The organism is Streptomyces xingningensis, assembly GCF_054957865.1.
Window position 1 is genome coordinate 17,664 of the sequence record NZ_JBDJPF010000013.1, and the last position, 17,029, is coordinate 34,692.

Consider the following 17,029-nt stretch of genomic DNA (forward strand, 5'->3'; position numbering starts at 1 on the left):
TCATGGACGGCCGGCGCGGCGCATAATGACGCTCATGACCTATGACGCATCCTCCGCCGAAGCGAATCCGCTGCGTCGGCTGTCTCTCCCCGAACTGCGTCGCCGCACCAGCGCGAAGTGGCGTGAATTCCCGTCGGACGTCCTGCCGTTGTGGGTGGCGGAAATGGATGTGCCGCTCGCCAGGCCGGTGGTGCGGGCGCTGACCGAGGCGATCGAGCTGGGCGACACCGGATACGCGACCGGCACCGAATACGCGGCGGCGCTGGATGTGTTCGCGCGCGAGCGGTGGGGCTGGGACGGGGTCGTGGCGGAGCGGACGGCCATCGTGCCGGATGTGATGCTGGGCATTGTCGAGGTCCTCCGGCTCATAACCGGCCCGGGGGACCCGGTCGTGGTGAACTCCCCGGTCTATCCGCCGTTTTACGCGTTTGTGGAGCACATGGGCCGGCGGGTCGTCGAGGCGCCGCTGGGCGAGGGGCACCGGATCGACCCGGTCGCCCTGGAGGCCGCGTTCCGGCAGGCCGTGGCGGGCGGGCGGCGGGCCGCCCTGTTGCTGTGCAGCCCGCACAATCCCACCGGTACGGTGCACACCAGGGAGGAGCTGGCCGCGGTGGCGGGGCTGGCCGGCGAGTACGGCGTACGGGTCGTGGTGGACGAGATCCACGCCCCGCTGGTGCTGCCGGGCGCGGAACACGTGCCGTACCTCTCGGTGCCCGGCGGCGAGAACGCGTTCTCCCTGCTGTCGGCCTCCAAGGCTTGGCACCTGGCGGGGCTCAAGGCGGCCCTGGCCGTCGCGGGCCCCGCCGCGGCCGCCGACCTGGCCCGGCTGCCGGACGAAGTGTCCCAAGGACCGAGCCACTTGGGTGTCGTCGCGCACAGCGCGGCCCTGCGGCACGGCGGTGAGTGGCTCGACGCCCTGCTGGCCGGGCTGGACGAGAACCGGCGGCTGCTCGCCGGGCTGCTGGCGCGGCATCTGCCGCAGGTGCGTCACCGGCGGCCGGAGGGCACCTATCTGGCCTGGCTGGACTGCCGGTCCACCGGTCTGGGAGACGATCCGGCGGCCGCGTTCCTGGAGCACGGCCGGGTCGCGCTCACCGGCGGCACGGGCTTTGGCACCGGCGGCGCGGGGCATGTCCGGCTGAACCTGGCGACCTCGCCGGAGCTGCTCGCCGAGGGGGTACGGCGGATGGCGGCGGCCCTGCCGCCGACCGCCGGCTGACGTTGCGCCGTCCGGAGCAACCGCGGGTCGCGGAAGGTGCCCGGCGGGATACACGTGCTTCGTACAGGTCTGTCGTGGCCCGGGTGACGGCCACCGGACGTCCCAGGACGAGGAGCGCAGTCATGGCCGAGGTCAAGCTGACCGCCGAACCGCGTACGGCATTCGGCAAGGGTCCCTCCCGCCGCATCCGCCAGGAGCACAAGGTGCCCGCGGTCATCTACGGTCACGGCGCCGAGCCCAAGCATGTGACCCTCGACGGCCATGCGCTGATGATGGCCCTCAAGACACCGAACGTGCTGATCAATCTGGACATCGCGGGCAAGGGCGAGCTGGTCATCCCCAAGGAGGTGCAGCGCGATCCGTTGAAGGGCCACCTGGTCCACGCGGACCTCCTGGCGGTGAAGAAGGGCGAGCGGGTGACCGTGGAGGTGCCCATCCACACCGAGGGCGAGCTGGCGCCGGGCGGCAACCTGCTCGAGCACATTCTCAACGCCCTCCCGGTGGAGGCGGAGGCCACCCACATTCCGGAAGGGGTCACGGTGTCCGTCGAGGGCCTGGAGGCCGGGCACACCATCCACGCCCAGGACATCCCGCTGCCGCGCGGCACCTCGCTGGCCGTCGAGCCCGACGCGGCCGTGCTGCAGATCGTCGCGGCCCAGACCGAGCCGGAGCCGGAGGAAGAGGAAGCCGAGGAGGAGGCGCCCGCCGAGGCCAAGGCCGAGGGCGAGGCGCCCGCCGCGGAGGGCTGACCGGCATCCGGTCCCGGGGACGGGTCGGCGAGTCCGGCCCGTCCTACGCGGTCAGCGCCTCCTCGAAGGAGTCCGCCTCCCGGGCGCAGGCGGCGGCCAGTTCGTCCAGCGACAGCTCCAGTGCGGCGGCCAGTGCCGCCACGGTGAAGAACGCCGGGGTCGGCGCCCGGCCGGTCTCGATCTTGCGCAGGGTCTCCGCGGACACACCCGCCGCCGCGGCGACCTCCACCATGCTGCGCTCGCCCCGGGCCTGCCGGAGCAAGGCCCCGAAGAGCTCGCCGCGTTGCCGTTCCCAGGGGGTCAAAGGGGTCCTCACCATGACTGTGATACTAATACCGGTATAAGAATTGGGTGAGACCAGGGGGTTCGGCATGGTGGAGATCAAGACTGATACGGCGCTCGAGGCGATGCGCGAGGCCGGACGCGTCGTGGCCCGCGCGCTGGCCGCCGTCCGGAAGGCGGCGGGCGTCGGAGTGCGGCTGCGGGAGCTGGACGAGGTGGCGCGCGAGGTGCTGGACGAGGCGGGGGCACGCTCGCCCTTCCTCGGCTACCAGCCCTCCTTCGCCCCCTCCCCCTTCCCCGGGGTGATCTGCGCCTCGGTCAACGACGCCGTGGTGCACGGCATACCCGGCGGCTACCGCCTGCGCGACGGCGATCTGGTCAGCATCGACTGCGGTGCCGAACTCGACGGCTGGACGGGCGACTCCGCCACCAGCTTTGCCATCGGCACTCCCCGCCCGGCCGATCTGAAGCTGATCGCCGCGACCCAGCGGGCCCTTGACGCGGGCATCGCCGCCGCCACTGCCGGCCGTCGCATGGGGGACATCTCGCACGCCATCGGCGCGGTGGCCGACGCGGCGGGCTGTGGAATGCCCGCCGATTTCGGCGGCCATGGCATCGGCCGCCGGATGCACGAGGACCCGCCGGTGCCCAACCGAGGCCGCCCCGGCCGGGGTTTCCCGCTGCGCCCGGGCCTGGTGCTGGCGATCGAGCCGATGCTGATGTCGGGCGGCGCGGACAACTACCGGACGGACGCCGACGGTTGGACGCTGCGCACCACCGACGGCAGCCGGGCGGCACACATCGAGCACACCGTCGCCATCACCGAGGCGGGCCCCCGCATCCTGACCCTGCCCTGACCGGCCGGCGGGACGGCCGGGTCAGACCGCCGCACCGCCGAACTCGCGCACCGCGTCCGCGACAATGACCTCCAGGCGCGCGTGGTGTGCTCCGCGCCAGTACACCCGCAGACACACCGTGCACTGTGCGAAGACGTCATAGCTGCGCCGGGTGCCGTGCTCCAGCAGTTCCCCGACCGAGTCCTTGTCGGCGTCCCGGAGGCGCCCGTTGCAGGCGGTGCAGCGTGTCCAGGGCGCGAGTTCGGGCGCGAACCGGCCCAGGACGTCCCTCAGCTGTTCATCGGGCCGGTCGCTGTAGACATACGCGCCCGCCCAGATCTCCCGCCGCCGCAGCAGTCCCCGGTCGCGGGAGAGGAGCACCCTGCGCTCGGCGGCCGAGAGCGCGGCGAGCGCGGGGTCGCCGATGTCCTCGCTCCGATAGGCCGCGTCGACTCCCAGCAGCCTCAATCGCCGGGCGAGCGTTCCCAGATGGACATCGAGCAGAAACCGCAGCTGAGCCCCCGGCACCCGCTGCGGCCTGACGACCTCGCACACCTCCACGGTCTCGCCCGCGCCCGGCACATGGGACGCGGGCACCTGACGGCCGTTGACGAGCAGCCGCCCGACCTCGGTGAGCGGGACACCCAGCGATTCGACGACATGCCCGAGGGAAGAGGAGCCGTCGGTGACGACGGTCAGCCGCTCCATGCGCCGCTCGGGGACGGCGAAGAGCCGCAGCGCGGGGGCGAGGAGTACGTCGATCCTGGGTCCGTTCACTTCTTCAGCATGCCATGGGCCACGGACCGGCCGAGGTGGGCCCGCTCCCCTGGGGAACGGGCCCACCCGGTGGCCTATTCGACTATGCGCACATGCTCCGCATGCAGTTCGTCGGTGCCATTCACGGCCACATAAGTGACCCGCAGGCCCTCGGTGAGAAAAGTGCCGTCCTCGATGGCCCGGCGGCGCACCAGGACCTCACGGCCGTCGTCGCCCTTGATGAATCCATAGCCCTTCGCCTGGTTGAACCAACGGACCACACCACTGACTCTGTCACTCATGCCCGCGCCTCCCGCTGTTCTTCCCCGCGCCCCAACACGCCTGCTGTTCCGGGTCATTCCCCCGTGAGGTCGGGTGCACGCCATGCTCGCCACAACGCCCCGGTCCCCCCGGAGGTTCCGCAATCGCGAACGCTTTGCCAGGTTGCGCAAACACGCAACCAACGGTGCGAGGCGGCACGTCCCATCCGGCGGGGACGGACGATTGAGCGGGGGCACGCGCATGGCGGACCAACGGGCCGGAGCACCTCGCGGCGTCGCCCCCCTCCCATCGGACCGGCGCACCGCCGGGACGGCCGCGGCCCTGCTGGCCCCGCCCCTGCTGGGCGCCTGTGTCGACGCGGTGACCGTCTCCCGGCCGGGGTGGGCGCTGGCGCTGGGGGCCGTGGCCGGGTCGCTGTGGGCGGCCGCCCGGGCGACGGCCCGCGGCGGCCTGGGCTGGGTGGTGCCCATGCCACCGCTGGTGGTGGCCGCGGTGACGGTCGGCACCTCGCTCCTCACCTCCGCCTCCTCGCCGCTGCGCGGCGAGCCGTTGCCGACCGAGGCGGCGCGCTGGGCCGTCGACTGCTTCCCGGTGATGGTGGCCGCCGAGTGCGCGCTGCTCGCCGTGCTCACTCTGCGCGGCATCCGGTCCCTGCGCGCGGGCCGGAGCGACGATGCATGACCGCGGGCGGACGGCACGGCGTCACCGCAGGGCCGGGCCGCCGGCGTTGCGGGTGGTGGCCCGGACCCTGCTCTGGGTGACCTCCGCCGTGGTGCTGATCGCCTGCGGTGTCACCTGGTTCGCGTACCGCACCCTGACCGACGGCCTCACCACCTCCAACGCCCTGGACACGGCACGGAAGCACGCGCCCGAACACCTGGACAGCTCGGTCAACCTGCTGCTCATCGGTCTGGATTCGCGCAAGGACATGGACGGGAACGACCTGCCCAGGGAATTCGTCCAGGAGCAACTGCACGCCGGGTCGAGCGAGATCGGCTATTACAACACCAACACCCTGATCCTCATGCACATTCCGGCGGGCGGCGGAAAGGCCACGGCATTTTCCATCCCGCGGGACGACTATGTCGAGACGTTCCACGGCGACGGCTCGGTCCAGGGGCACCACAAGATAAAGGAGGCGTACTCCTACGCCTACAGCGCCGCCCACGACAAGCTGAGCGCCCAGGGCTTCAAGGGCGCGGAACTGGAACACCAGAGCCGGGAGGCGGGCCGGGCGGCGACCCTGGCCACCGTCCAGCAGTTCCTGGGCGTGCCGGTCGACCACTTCGCCGAGGTCAATCTGCTCGGTTTCTATGACATCGCCAGGGTGCTCCAGCCCGTCAGGGTCTGTCTGAACCACCCGGTGCACGACCGTTATTCGGGTGCCGATTTCCCCGCGGGTGTGCAGGAGCTCGACCCCGGGCAGGCACTGGCCTTCGTGCGGCAGCGGCATGGCCTGGACAACGGTGACCTGGACCGCACCCACCGCCAGCAGGCGTTCATCTCCTCGGTGACGCACCGGCTCACCTCGCAGGGCGCTTTCGACGATCTGGGCAAGCTGCGGGATCTGTTCGGCGTGCTGAAGAAGGACCTGGTCATCGACAGCTCCTGGGACGTGCTGGACTTCGTCCGGCAGGCGCCCGGCCTCACCGGCGGCAATGCCGAGTTCCGCACCCTGCCGATCACCGGGTTCGCCACCCGCGACGGGGAGGATGTGAACCTCGTCGATCCGGACCGGATCAAGGCGACAGTCCGGGCGACGACCGGCCAGGATGCCTCGCCCTCGGCCGGCAGCGGTACCGTCCGGCGGGACGCCGAGGGGCATTCCGCCACCCCTTCGGCTCCGCCGTCACCGGACGGCCGGGCCTCCCCCGCGCCCTCCTCCGGTGCGGACCAGGCCGACAACGGGCTCGCGGGCCCGCCGGTGAAGAGCGGCGGGGTTCCCTGCGTGGACTGACCCCGGACCGGGGCCGGTGAGGTTCAGGGCAGGATGGGGGTGCACCGGGTCACCGCGAGAGCAGGAGGAAAAACATGAGGAAGCCCCGGAGGCGGTGGCCCTGGCTCGCCGTGCCGGCCGTCCTGCTCGCCGGTGGGACCGCGGGCTGCGGCGGGGGCGGGGGCAGTGATGGCTCCTCGCACCCGGACCGGGCGGGCAGGCCCGCTGCGACGGCCGGGCCGACGAGTACTCCCGGGGCGTCCGCGAACCAGGACCCCGCGCGCTTCGCCCCGCAGGTGGTCAAGCATGCGCGCCGGGCCGGGGTCAGCCCGCGTCTGGTGATGGCGATTCTGTACAACGAGTCATACAAACCGCATGACCCCTCGTGGGAGCGGTCCTGGCAGAAGCTCAAGCCCGATTCCGCGTTCGGCATCGCCAATATGCACAAGGCGGCCTTCGACGAGACCAGGCGGGGGCGTGAGTTCGCCGGCCGCGACTGGCAGGAGCTGCCCGACGATCCCGATCTGGCGATCGCGGCGGAGTCCTGGTACCTGCACGACCTGGCCGCCCAACTGCCCGCGCACCGGCCGGACTCCTACACCAGGGACGAGCTGCTCGCACTGGGCTACAACACCGGCGCGGGCAATATGGCGGCGTTCGCCCGCGGGGCCAGGCCGGGAAGTGCGGCCCAGTCGTATCTGGACCGCCTGCGCGAGAACTGGGACAAGGCCAAGAAGGCTGTCGGCCAAGCCGGTTGACGGTGGGCACCGGGCCAGGAGAAGGGCACGAAATCCTCGAGTGCTGATTTCACTCCCAGTGCCGCAACGCGCCCTCACGCGCGATTGACGCCCTCGTCCCGCACTGCTACGACCCGCGATACCCCTGGGGAAGATGCTTTCGCTGCGGCCGGCGCATCGCAAGCCGGCCCAGACGGCCATGCGGTGAATGAAAATTCGAATCCGTGAGAACCCCGGAGATCGACTTGCATACTTGCGCAAGTTTATAACCTCCTCCTACCGTGTGGCCGGGCTCACGCGGACCTCCATCCGCCGGCAACGGTCGGCAACAGGCCCCTCCCTTTCCCCTGCCTTCTTCGCCCCAATCCCCTGGCTCACCCGCGCCCCATGGAGGTTGGCCGTGACGGACCGGACCATCGACGCCTCTGGAGCATCCGCCCCGGGGCAGGGCTCCCCCGGGCCCGAAGACGCCCCCATACGCGGCGCGCTGGGCAGCGTTCCATCGACCGCGGCGCACCAACCGCGGCGTCGGTGGGCGGTGTTGCGGATCCTGCTCGCCATCCTGGGCCCCGGGCTGATCACCATGGTCAACGACGCGGCCGCGTTCGGCACTTACACCCAGGCCGGCCAGGACTACGGCACCCGGCTGTTGTGGACGCTCGCCCTGCTGGTGCCCGTGCTGTACGTCAACCAGGAGATGGCCGTACGGCTCGGCGCGGTCACCGGTGTGGGCCACGCCCGGCTGATCCTGCACCGCTTCGGCCGGTTCTGGTGCGCCTTCTGCGTCATCGACCTGCTGCTGGTCAACGCGCTGACCGTGGTGACCGAGTTCATCGGCGTCTCACTGGCCGTCGGCTATCTCGGGCTGGACCGGCCGACCAGCGTCGTCGTGGCGACCATCGCGGTCATCACCGCCGCGGCCACCGGCAGCTTCCACCGCTTCGAGCGCGTCGCGATCGCCCTGTGCGTGGCCTCGCTGCTGCTCATCCCGGTCGGGCTGGTCGCCCACCCCGCCGTGTCCAGCGTGGCCGACGGCTTCTATCCCTCGCTGCCCGGCGGTGTCGCCCTGTCCGACGTCCTGCTGCTGACCATCGGCATCATCGGCGCCGCCGTCACACCCTGGCAGCTGTTCTTCCAGCAGTCGTATGTGATCGACAAGCGCATCACCCCCCGATTCCTCAACTACGGCAAGGCCGACCTCTGGGCGGGCATCGCCAGCACCGTGGTCGGCGGAGTGATGATCATGGGTTGCGCCGCGGCCGCCTTCAGCGGCCGCCCCGGAGCCGGTGCCTATACGGACGCGGGCGGGGTCGCGGTCGGCCTGGAGCAGTACGCGGGCCGCCTGGTCGGAGTCCTGTTCGCCGTCGCCCTGCTGGCCGGCTCCGTGATCGGCGCATCGGCGGTGTCCCTGTCCACCGCCTACACCCTGGGCGATGTGCTCGGCTGGCGGCACTCGCTGCGCCATGGCGTACGACAGGCGCGCGCCTTCCACACGGTGATCACGATCCTGGCGCTGGCCTCGGCCGCCGTGGTGCTGACTCCCGGCGTTCCGCTGGGCGTGGTCGCCGAGGGCGTCCAGGCGCTGGCCGGGGTGCTGCTCCCATCCGCCTCCGTCTTCCTGCTGCTGCTGTGCAACGACCGGGCGCTGCTCGGTCCGTGGGTCAACAGCCGGGCGCAGAACATCTGCACCGCCGTGGCCGTCGCGGTGCTGGTGGGGCTGTCCATCGTCCTCACCTGCGCGGTGGCCTTCCCCGGTCTCTCCGCCGGTGACGTGGGGATCCTGCTCGCCTGCACCGCGGCAACGGGTCTGCTGGCCGCCGGAGGGTGCGCGCTGGCCCGTGGGCGCGGACCGAACCCGCGGCGCGCCGGCCGCACCCGGGGGCCGCGCCGGGACGGCCGGGAGGACTGGCGTCCGCCCGCGCTGCACAGTCTGGCGCCGCCGCCCATGTCCACCGGCCGCCGTCTCGCGTTGATCGGACTGCGGGCCTATCTGCTGGCCGCCGTGGTCCTGGTCGTCGTCAAAACCGCCCAACTGGCGCTCAGGCCCTAGCCACACCGGAAGGAGGAGGTCGGAATGCGCCTCTGGGCTCCCGAGCCCCGCCGCACCGCCCCGGCGGCACCCGTCGACGACGGCAGCCTGTGGTCCTATCTGATCGGGGGCGGAACCCGGCGCGGGGAGGCACAGCACGGCTTCGACTGGGCGACCCCGCACCACAAACGGCTCTCCAAGACCCACCCCACAGACTGGCTGACCCACCACAGCACCACCGGTGGAACGCTCCGGGTCAACCTGACCTGGCGCATGCACAACGGACCGGGCGCCGAACGCGGTTCCGGACTGCTGCGCACCCTGTTCTCCCCGCTCTCTCCGTTCTCCCCCACTGCATCGCCGGTCCAGGCGCATGGCCCGGCGCTGGTGTCCGTCGACCTCGACCTCGCCTGTCTGTACGAACTGGCCGATGGCAGCAAGGGTGTTGTGCAACCGCTGGGCGGCTTCCACGGCGATCTGTACCACCCGCCCTATATCTCCCTGAGCGGAGACAGCCGGTTCGGAGGGCCGACGGGTGAGACCCTCTACGTCAACCTGGACAAGCGGGAAGAGTTCCGGCGCCTGTTGGTCTTCGTCTACAACTACGACTGCACACCCGTCTTCGGCCGCATCGACAGCACACTCACCTTCTACCTTCCCGACGGCCACCAATTCGCCATAGAACTCGACGAGCACGCTCCCCAGGCACGCTCCTGTGCGGTGGCCCTCATCGAGAACCGCCAGGGTCATCTGACCGTGCACCGCGAGGCCACCTACGTCTACGGGTTCCAGTCGGACCTCGACCGGCTCTACGGCTGGGGTCTGCAGTGGGCGCGCGGCTACAAGTGCCCTTGATTCCCCGGGAGTCAGCCGGCCTGGCGGGCGATCCGGGCCAGGGCCGCGCCGGCGACAGCCGGGCGTCCCGGGCGGCGCCCTCACTCCCTGAGCCCGGCCGCCCCCGTCACCGGCAGCCGCAGCGCCCACCGGGCGGGCAGCAGGATCGCCGGCGCCCCGATCAACGCCGCCGCGGCGACGATCCCCAGATACAACAGCGGCGGGACGTACGGCACCGGCGACCCCGTGAGCCCCAGGCTCACGGTGACCAGGGGCAGCAGCGGCACCAGGCTGCCGATCAGCACGGCGACGGCCACCACGATGCCCGCCTCGACCCGCAGCATCCGCAGCACCTGCCGGGCGGATGCACCGATCAGCCGGAGCAGCGCGAACTCCCGGGCCCGGCCGAGGGTCGCCATCACCAGGGTGTTCGCCACCGCGATGGCGAGGTAGCCGAAGACCAGCACCAGGGGCAGTGCGCTGGTCAGCACGCTCGCGAACGCCTGCTCCTGCTGGGCCGCCGACAGTCCGGCGTCGTCCAGCACCCGCAGCCCCGGGTAGGGCCCGGCGAGCGCGCCCAGGGCCGGCCGCAGCGTCTTCCGGTCGGCGCCGGGCGCCGCCTTGACGAAGACCGCGTCGGTCAGGTGGCGGCCGCCGTGTGCGAGGAGGACCTGCTGCGGCAGGGTGATGTCGCCGAAGCCGAGGCCGCGTTCATAGACGGCGACCACGGCCGGCCTGCTCTCGGTGCCGTCCGGCAGGTGCAGCCGGACCGGGTCGCCGATGCCCGCGCCGAGGGTGCCCGCGGCGGTGGCGCTGATGGCGACGGTGCCCTCGCGCAGCCGGGCCAGGGTGCCCTTGGTCACCTTCAGGTCCAGGGTCCGGTCCAGGCCGTCGGAAGTGACGCCCTGGGCCTGGTACTTGAAGATCTCCGGCGAGCCCAGCAGCTTCCGGGAGGCGAAGAGTTCGGCCCGGGTCACCCCGGTCGCGGCGGCCACGTGCGGGATCCGGGCGGCGTCCCGGGCCGCCGTCACGGGCAGTCCGGCGCCGCCGGTCAGGGTGAAGTCGGCCAGGATGCCGTGCCGGGCCTGTTCCCCGGCCGCCGCCGCGGTGGTGGTGGGAATGCCGAGCTGCACCATGGCGAAGCCGACGGCCAGCGCCAGCGGGGCGATTCCGGCGGCCAGCCGGCGGGCGTTGGCCCGTAGCTCGGCGACCGCCAGCCGGCCGTGCGGGCCCGTGCTCCGGCGCAGCGGCCGGGCCACCATGCGGGTCGCCAGGGAGACGATCGGGGGCCCCAGGAGCAGGACCGCGAGGACCATCACCAGACCGCCGGAGGCCGCTCCCGCGACGGCGAAGACGCTGCGGAAGAGCAGCGGCAGCAGGGACGCGGCGATGCCGAGCAGGAACAGCACGATGCCGAGGGTGCGGCGCGCCGGTCCCAACCGCGGTTGCTCGACGGCGGCTTCGCCCAGTGCCTCGACCGGTCGTATGGCCACGGCGCGCCGGGCCACCCCGAGCGCGGCCGCCTCCGCGGTGAGGACGACGGCGGCCAAGGCGACCAGCGGGGGAATGGGCCCGTAGGAGAGCGTGAGGTCCTCGGGCAGCCGCCCGACGGCGGTCAGCGCCGTCCGCAGCAGCCGGGCCAGCAGGATGCCGGGCAGGCAGCCGAGTGTCGCGGCCGCCAGGGAGACCAGCAGGGCTTCCGCGGCCACCAGCTTGTGGAGTTGTCGCGGGGTGGCCGCGACGGCCCGCAACAGGGCCAGTTCGCGGCGGCGCTGGTGGAGACCGAGGGCGAGGGTGCCGGCTACCACGATCATGGTGATCAGGACGACCGTCGCGCCCAGCGATCCGGCCAGCTCCCGCAGTTCGCCACGGGCGGCGGCCGCTTCGGGATGCTCGGCCCGGCCCCGGTCGGCGCCGGTCCGGGCCACGGCTTTGGCGCCGGCCAGGCGGTGCTCGAGCCGGCCGGCCAGTTCGTCCGGGTCGGTGCCGGGTGTGGCGAGCACACCCACCGCGCGGACCCGTCCGGGGTCGCCGGACAGCCGTGCGGCGTCGGTGTCCTGGAAGAAGACCGGGGCGGAGCGCGGTGGTCCGTTCCTGGGTGTGGCCAGGCCGGTGACCCGGTAGACGGCGGCGGCCTCGGTCGTGGCGAGCCGTACGGCCTGTCCGGGGCGCGCCCCGGACCGCCTGGCCAGACCGGCGTCCAGGACGACCTCGCCGGGGTGTTGTGGGGCGCGTCCGGCGACCAGGTCGAAGGGCCCCAGGGCGGAGCTCTCCCAGCCGTGTCCGGTGGACGGCCACTCCTGTCGCCCCGCCGGGTCCACCACCCGGGCGGGGAAGGCGACGTCGCCCACGGCCTTCCGCACGCCCGGGACCCGGGCGATCTCGGTCGGCAACGTGCGGTCCAGCGGCGCCGGTTCGGCCAGTGGCTTGCTCTTGGTCCGCTTGCCCTCGTGGACCGAGAACGTCTGTCGGCCGCTCACCACGACCGCCGCCCCGGCATAGCGCCGGACCGGCTCGGTGCCGGTGAGCCCCGACTGGAGCAGGATGCCGAACGCGGTGATCAGCGCCGAGGCGCCGAACAGCGCGACAAAGGCCGCGACCAGTGCGGCCTTGCGCTCCCTGAGCGTCATGCGGACGAGCCGGAACATCGCTCACCACTCCCCGAGGGTGGTCATGCGCTCGGCGATCAGTTCGGCCCCGGGGGACTCCAGGGCCTCCGCGAACCGGCCGTCGGCGAGGAAGACCACCCGGTGGGCATGGGAGGCGGCGACGGGGTCGTGGGTGACCATCACCACCGTGTGGCCCATGGTGTCCACGATGTCGCGCAGCAGGTGCAGCACTTGACGGCCGGTGCGGGAGTCCAGGGCCCCGGTCGGCTCGTCCGCGAAGATCACCTCTGGCCGGGTGATCAGCGCCCGGGCGATGGCCACCCGCTGCTGCTGTCCGCCGGACAGTTGTGAAGGCCGGTGGCCCAGGCGGTCGGTGAGGCCCACCCGCTCCACGACATGGCGGAGCCAGTCCGGCTCGACGGGGCGACCGGCCATCAGCAGGGGCAGGGTGATGTTCTCGGCGACCGTCAGCGCGGACAGCAGGTTGTAGGCCTGGAAGACAAAGCCGATCCGTTCCCGGCGCAGCATTGTCAGCTCGGCCTCCGTCAGGCGCGACAGATCCGTGCCGCCGAGCCGGATGGAGCCGGTGTCCGGCCGGTCGAGTCCGGCCGCGCAGTGCAGAAAGGTGCTCTTGCCCGCTCCGGAGGGGCCCATGACCGCGGTGAACGTTCCCGCGGTGAAGTCGATCGTCAGGTCGCGCAGGGCCGTGACGGCACCTGTGCCGCGCCCGTAGGTCCTGCCCACCTCGCGCAGCCGGACCGCCACCGACGGGTCGTCGGTCTCGTCGTGAACCATTGGGTCTCTCCCCAATGCCGTGTCGCGTCCCGGCTCACGTTAGGAAGCGGTGACCACCGCGGACATGGTGTGCGCTGCCGTCGACGGGTGCAGGTAACTGCACCTCGGAGCCCCACACGAACCGGGTGATAATGTTTTGAGCGTTTTGCACTGAGGGGGGCGGGGCGGACATGGATGCGGCTTCCCAGGGGGCGGTCCGGCCGGGTCCGCTCACCTGGCGTGCGTTCGTTGCCCGGTTCGTCGCGGCGCTGCGCTACACCCTGGCCGTGGGCGCAACGGCGGTGGCCGCCCTGCTGGGCCTGTATGTCCTGCTGTTCGTCGGCGTGCTCAGTCTGCTGGGCCCCGGGCTGCCGCTGTTGCCGGCCACGCTCGGGCGGGTGCGTCGCGCGGCCGATGCCCATCGCCGGCGGGCCGCCGGCTGGCTGGGCACCGCCATCCCCTCCGACTACCGGGAGGCCGGGGGGAAGGTGCTCGCCCGGGCCCAGACCATGCTGGCCGACCGGGCCACCTACACCGACCTCGCCTGGCTGTTGCTGCATGCGCTGCTGGGCACGGTGACCGGCGCCCTGGCGCTGGGGCTGTGCGCCGGTTCGGTGAGCTGGCTGACGACGCCGCTGTGGTGGTCGGTGGTGCCGCAGCCCGCAGAGTTCGCCGTGTGGCGGATCGGTTCCTGGCCGGCCGCGCTGGGCGCGGTCCTCGTCGGCCTCGCCTATGCGGCGCTGGCCGGGCTTCTGCTGCCGGTGCTGGCGCGGGCGCACGCCGGGATGACCCGGGCCCTGCTCAGGCCGCGGCGCAGGAGGGTCACGCTGGCCCGGCGGGTCGAGGAGCTGACCGCCTCGCGGGCCGAGGCCCTGGACGCCCACGCCGCCGAGCTGCGCCGCATCGAGCGGGATCTGCACGACGGGGCTCAGGCGGGTCTGGTGGCCGTTTCGCTGCGGCTGGGGCTGATCAAGCGGGCGCTGGCCAACGGGCCGGGGCAGCTGCCCGAGTTGATCGACGGTACCCAGCTGCTGGCCGAGCAGGCGCTGGCCTCGCTGCGCGAGGCGGTGCGCGCCGTCTATCCGCCGGTGCTGGACGACCATGGGCTGGCGGAGGCGGCCCGCGGACTGGTCGCGGTGTGCCAGGTGCCCACCGAGCTGGACGTCGAGATGGATCCGGGCCGGGAGCGGGCCCCGGCCGCGGTGGAGGCCGCGGCCTATTTCGTCCTCTCCGAGGCCCTGACCAACATTGCCAAGCACAGCGGTGCCACCGTCGCCCGGGTCCGGGTGCGCGGCACCGGGCACAGCGTGCTGGTCTCCGTGTGGGACGACGGGCGGGGTGGCGCGTCGGAGGGGTCCGGCAGCGGACTCCGTGGCATCAGGCGTCGCGTCGCGGCGTTCGACGGCACCACCGAGCTGTCCAGTCCGCCCGGGGGGCCGACCCTTCTTCGAGTGGAGCTGCCGTGCGGATCGTGATGGCCGAGGACAACGCCTTGCTGCGGGAGGGGCTGTCCCTGCTGCTGACCAGCGCCGGGCACGAGATCTGTGCGACGGTGCAGGACGGCGACGCCCTGCTGCCCGCCCTGTTGGAACACCGCCCGGACATCGCGGTGCTGGATGTGCGACTGCCGCCGGACTTCCGGGACGAGGGGCTGCGCGCCGCGGTTGCCGCGCGCGAGCGGATCCCGGGGTTGCCGGTGCTGATCCTCTCCCAGTATGTGGAGCAGGCCTATGCCGCCAAGCTGCTGGCCCAGAGCGCCACCGGGGTCGGCTACCTGCTCAAGGACCGAGTGGGCCGGGTGGAGGAGTTCCTCCAGGCGCTGGAGCGGGTCGCGGGCGGCGGGGTGGCGATGGATCCGGAGGTGATCTCGCAGCTGATGGTGCGCAAGACTCGTAACGACCCGCTGGAGTCGCTCAGTTCGCGGGAGCGGGAGGTGCTGGCACTGATGGCCGAGGGGCATGGCAATGCGGCCATCGGGCAGTTGCTGTTCATCGCGGAGACCTCGGTGAACAAGCACATCGGCAACATCTTCGCCAAGCTCGGCCTGCCCGCCGCCGACGGCGGGCACCGCCGGGTGCGTGCCGTGCTCGCCCATCTCCACGCCCATCGCTCCTGACGCTGTGCGGGGTGCAGTTCTCTGCACCTCGAAGGTGCAGCTCGCACCGGTCACAGGGCCCCGCGCGGGGATCTAGGGTCGGTTTCCGGCGGGCGGGGAGCCCCGGCCCGCCGACGACCGGCCCTTGGATGAAACACCGGCCCTTGGATGAAACGGAGATCAGCATGTCGCGGTCCACCGACTGGAAGCCGGAGAAGGAACGTCCGCTGTGGCCATGGGTGGTGCTGGTCATCGTCGTGGTGGGCGTCGTCATCAATGTCTCGCTGACAGTGTGACGGTGCGTCGGATCGCCTGCGGAACCCATCCGGACGTATCCGGGGAGGTGAACGATGTCCCGGTGCGCCCGGAGGGCCGTCACCGCAGATCTGACGGGACAACAGCTGACGTCATGTCGGATCCAGGCAGCCGGATGGCGCACGGACGCGGCGTCAGCGGCCCGCCGTGCGGGGCGGCTTCCGATTGCGGGGCACCGAGGCCGGGCTGAGGGTGACGACAAGATCCCTCTCCTCAAGGAGCAGCCATGCAAGCCCTCCACAGAACCGGCCTCCTCGCCGCTGGCATCATGTGCGGCACCCTCGCCCTCACCTCGGCCGTCCCCGCGGCGGCCACCGACGTCCGGCCGGGCCCGGCCGGCCAGGCCCCGGTCGCCGGCGTTCCGGACCAACTGCGCCGGACGTCCGGCGACGCGGTCAAGGCCATCGACGGCGACCGGATCGCCCAACGGGCCGCCGAGATCGTCCGCGAATGCGATGCGACCATGGGCCGGTCCGCGGAACAGACCCGCCAGTGTGATGCGGTCCGAGGCCAGGTCGCCACCCTCACCCGGGCCCGTACCGAACTGGCGAAGCAATCGGCCGCGGCCCAGCCTGACCGGACAGCGGTCGAGGGCGCGCTGACGGACTCCAACCGGACGAGAGCCGAGTTCGCCCACGACGGTTCACGAGGGCTGCTCTCCGTGGTCACCGGCCTGCTGGGCACGGTCACCGGCCTGGTGCCGGGGTTGCTGCAGACCGTGGGCGGTACGGCAACCGGGCTGCTGGGCACCGTGACCGGACTGGTGTCCGGCCTGCTCGGGACCCTGACCGGCCTGCTCGGGCGCTGACGCCTCTGCTTCCCCGAGACCGCTCAGTGCTCCATAGGGGGGACTGAAGGTGTCCGGCGGGCAGGCGGTGGCCTGTCCGGGGGCAGTCATCTGCTCTGCGAGGGGCGCGCGACGCGCCCCTCACCGGACCGGCCCGCACCCCGCACGGACACGTCCGTGGCGAGCACACACGGGCCGACGAAGAACGGAGCACCCAACGATGCGCATGCGACACCGGGCCACGGCAGCGCTGGCGGCCCTCGTCCTGACGGCGGCTTCCGCCGGCCCGGCCCTCGCCACCGGGGACGACCACGACAACGCATTCCTGACGGACTTTCACCAAGGCAACCTGACCGAGGTCGCCGCGGGCCGCAGCGCCCAGACCTACGGCACCACCCGCTGTGTGAAGATCATCGGCCGGGTCCTCGTACACGACCACGCCCGGCTGGACAAGCAGCTCAAGGACGTGGCGGAGAAGCAGCACGTGAGCCTGCCGCGCTCGATCACCCCCCAGCAGGAGAAGGGGCTCAAGAACACCAGGAAGAAGGGCCATACCATCCGCTTCGACGAAGCCTGGCTGCGGATCCAGGACACCGCGCACGTCGTGACCCTGCAGTTGCTGGACTCCGAGCGGCACAAGGGGAATGACGCGGACGACAGGGAGGTGGCCCGCAGGGCTCGGCCCGTCATCTCCAAGCACCTCGACATGGTGCGCGACTGCATGTTCGGGTTCAACGGTCGCCGCAGGTAACGTGCACCTGATGCAAGGGAGTTGAGGTGCCCCCGGTC

General features: G+C 72.1%; 17 protein-coding genes. 12 read left to right on the forward strand and 5 right to left on the reverse strand.

Translation table 11 applies throughout. The annotated features are described in order from the left end of the window. The first annotated feature begins 34 nt into the window (after window positions 1-34). Both ABCR83_RS09520 and ABCR83_RS09525 read left to right on the forward strand, forming a co-directional pair. The gene (locus ABCR83_RS09520; protein WP_462694435.1) at window positions 35-1,219 is read left to right on the forward strand and encodes a MalY/PatB family protein; all 1,185 of its coding nucleotides are present in this window, start codon (window positions 35-37) and stop codon (window positions 1,217-1,219) included. Between the two features lie 122 nt (window positions 1,220-1,341). Further along, the gene (locus tag ABCR83_RS09525; protein WP_462694436.1) at window positions 1,342-1,968 is read left to right on the forward strand and encodes a 50S ribosomal protein L25/general stress protein Ctc; all 627 of its coding nucleotides are present in this window, start codon (window positions 1,342-1,344) and stop codon (window positions 1,966-1,968) included. 43 nt (window positions 1,969-2,011) lie between these two features. On the opposite strand, the gene ABCR83_RS09530 is transcribed toward ABCR83_RS09525, so the two are convergent. Further along, complete coding sequence (locus ABCR83_RS09530; protein ID WP_462694437.1) at window positions 2,012-2,287, reverse strand: helix-turn-helix domain-containing protein; 276 nt, start codon at window positions 2,285-2,287, stop codon at window positions 2,012-2,014. A 52-nt stretch (window positions 2,288-2,339) separates the two neighbouring features. Here ABCR83_RS09530 and map point away from each other — a divergent pair, with 52 nt between their 5' ends. Beyond that, window positions 2,340-3,107 (forward strand): type I methionyl aminopeptidase, encoded by a 768-nt coding sequence (gene map / locus ABCR83_RS09535; protein ID WP_462694438.1) that lies wholly within the window; start codon window positions 2,340-2,342, stop codon window positions 3,105-3,107. A 21-nt stretch (window positions 3,108-3,128) separates the two neighbouring features. Here map and ABCR83_RS09540 read toward each other — a convergent pair whose 3' ends face one another. After that, window positions 3,129-3,863: a Mut7-C RNAse domain-containing protein gene (locus ABCR83_RS09540; protein ID WP_462694439.1), complete on the reverse strand. Its 735-nt coding sequence runs from the start codon at window positions 3,861-3,863 to the stop codon at window positions 3,129-3,131. Between the two features lie 74 nt (window positions 3,864-3,937). After that, window positions 3,938-4,144 carry a cold-shock protein gene (locus ABCR83_RS09545; RefSeq protein ID WP_462694440.1) on the reverse strand — a complete coding sequence of 69 codons (207 nt, stop codon included), beginning with the start codon at window positions 4,142-4,144 and terminating at the stop codon, window positions 3,938-3,940. A gap of 220 nt (window positions 4,145-4,364) precedes the next feature. On the opposite strand from ABCR83_RS09545, the gene ABCR83_RS09550 reads away from it, so the two are divergent. The 5 genes from ABCR83_RS09550 (at window position 4,365) to ABCR83_RS09570 (ending at window position 9,681) form a co-directional block, all read left to right on the forward strand. Continuing rightward, window positions 4,365-4,805 carry a DUF6542 domain-containing protein gene (locus ABCR83_RS09550; protein WP_462694441.1) on the forward strand — a complete coding sequence of 147 codons (441 nt, stop codon included), beginning with the start codon at window positions 4,365-4,367 and terminating at the stop codon, window positions 4,803-4,805. Beyond that, window positions 4,798-6,081 carry an LCP family protein gene (locus tag ABCR83_RS09555; RefSeq protein WP_462694442.1) on the forward strand — a complete coding sequence of 428 codons (1,284 nt, stop codon included), beginning with the start codon at window positions 4,798-4,800 and terminating at the stop codon, window positions 6,079-6,081. Before ABCR83_RS09550 ends, ABCR83_RS09555 begins: the two co-directional genes overlap by 8 nt. 74 nt (window positions 6,082-6,155) lie before the next feature. After that, complete coding sequence (locus tag ABCR83_RS09560; RefSeq protein ID WP_462694443.1) at window positions 6,156-6,818, forward strand: transglycosylase SLT domain-containing protein; 663 nt, start codon at window positions 6,156-6,158, stop codon at window positions 6,816-6,818. Between the two features lie 379 nt (window positions 6,819-7,197). Further along, the gene (locus ABCR83_RS09565; protein WP_462694444.1) at window positions 7,198-8,847 is read left to right on the forward strand and encodes an NRAMP family divalent metal transporter; all 1,650 of its coding nucleotides are present in this window, start codon (window positions 7,198-7,200) and stop codon (window positions 8,845-8,847) included. Between the two features lie 24 nt (window positions 8,848-8,871). Then, window positions 8,872-9,681 carry a Tellurium resistance gene (locus tag ABCR83_RS09570; RefSeq protein WP_462694445.1) on the forward strand — a complete coding sequence of 270 codons (810 nt, stop codon included), beginning with the start codon at window positions 8,872-8,874 and terminating at the stop codon, window positions 9,679-9,681. Between the two features lie 80 nt (window positions 9,682-9,761). On the opposite strand, the gene ABCR83_RS09575 is transcribed toward ABCR83_RS09570, so the two are convergent. Further along, window positions 9,762-12,308, reverse strand: a complete 2,547-nt coding sequence (locus ABCR83_RS09575; RefSeq protein WP_462694446.1) for an ABC transporter permease — start codon at window positions 12,306-12,308, stop codon at window positions 9,762-9,764. Window positions 12,309-12,311: 3 nt separating this feature from the next. Then, entirely contained in the window at window positions 12,312-13,064 is a 753-nt protein-coding gene (locus ABCR83_RS09580; RefSeq protein ID WP_462694447.1) for an ABC transporter ATP-binding protein, read from the reverse strand. Between the two features lie 170 nt (window positions 13,065-13,234). Here ABCR83_RS09580 and ABCR83_RS09585 point away from each other — a divergent pair, with 170 nt between their 5' ends. From ABCR83_RS09585 to ABCR83_RS09600, 4 genes are all read left to right on the forward strand, one after another. Further along, on the forward strand, window positions 13,235-14,518 hold the full coding sequence (locus ABCR83_RS09585; protein WP_462694448.1) for a sensor histidine kinase: 1,284 nt from the start codon (window positions 13,235-13,237) through the stop codon (window positions 14,516-14,518). Then, window positions 14,506-15,159, forward strand: coding sequence for a LuxR C-terminal-related transcriptional regulator (locus tag ABCR83_RS09590; protein WP_462694449.1), 654 nt, complete (start codon window positions 14,506-14,508; stop codon window positions 15,157-15,159). The genes ABCR83_RS09585 and ABCR83_RS09590 overlap by 13 nt, the downstream gene beginning before the upstream one ends. Window positions 15,160-15,679: 520 nt before the next feature. Next, complete coding sequence (locus ABCR83_RS09595; protein WP_462694450.1) at window positions 15,680-16,261, forward strand: hypothetical protein; 582 nt, start codon at window positions 15,680-15,682, stop codon at window positions 16,259-16,261. A 199-nt stretch (window positions 16,262-16,460) separates the two neighbouring features. Continuing rightward, window positions 16,461-16,991, forward strand: coding sequence for a DUF4142 domain-containing protein (locus ABCR83_RS09600; RefSeq protein WP_462694451.1), 531 nt, complete (start codon window positions 16,461-16,463; stop codon window positions 16,989-16,991). The last annotated feature ends 38 nt before the right edge of the window (window positions 16,992-17,029 follow it).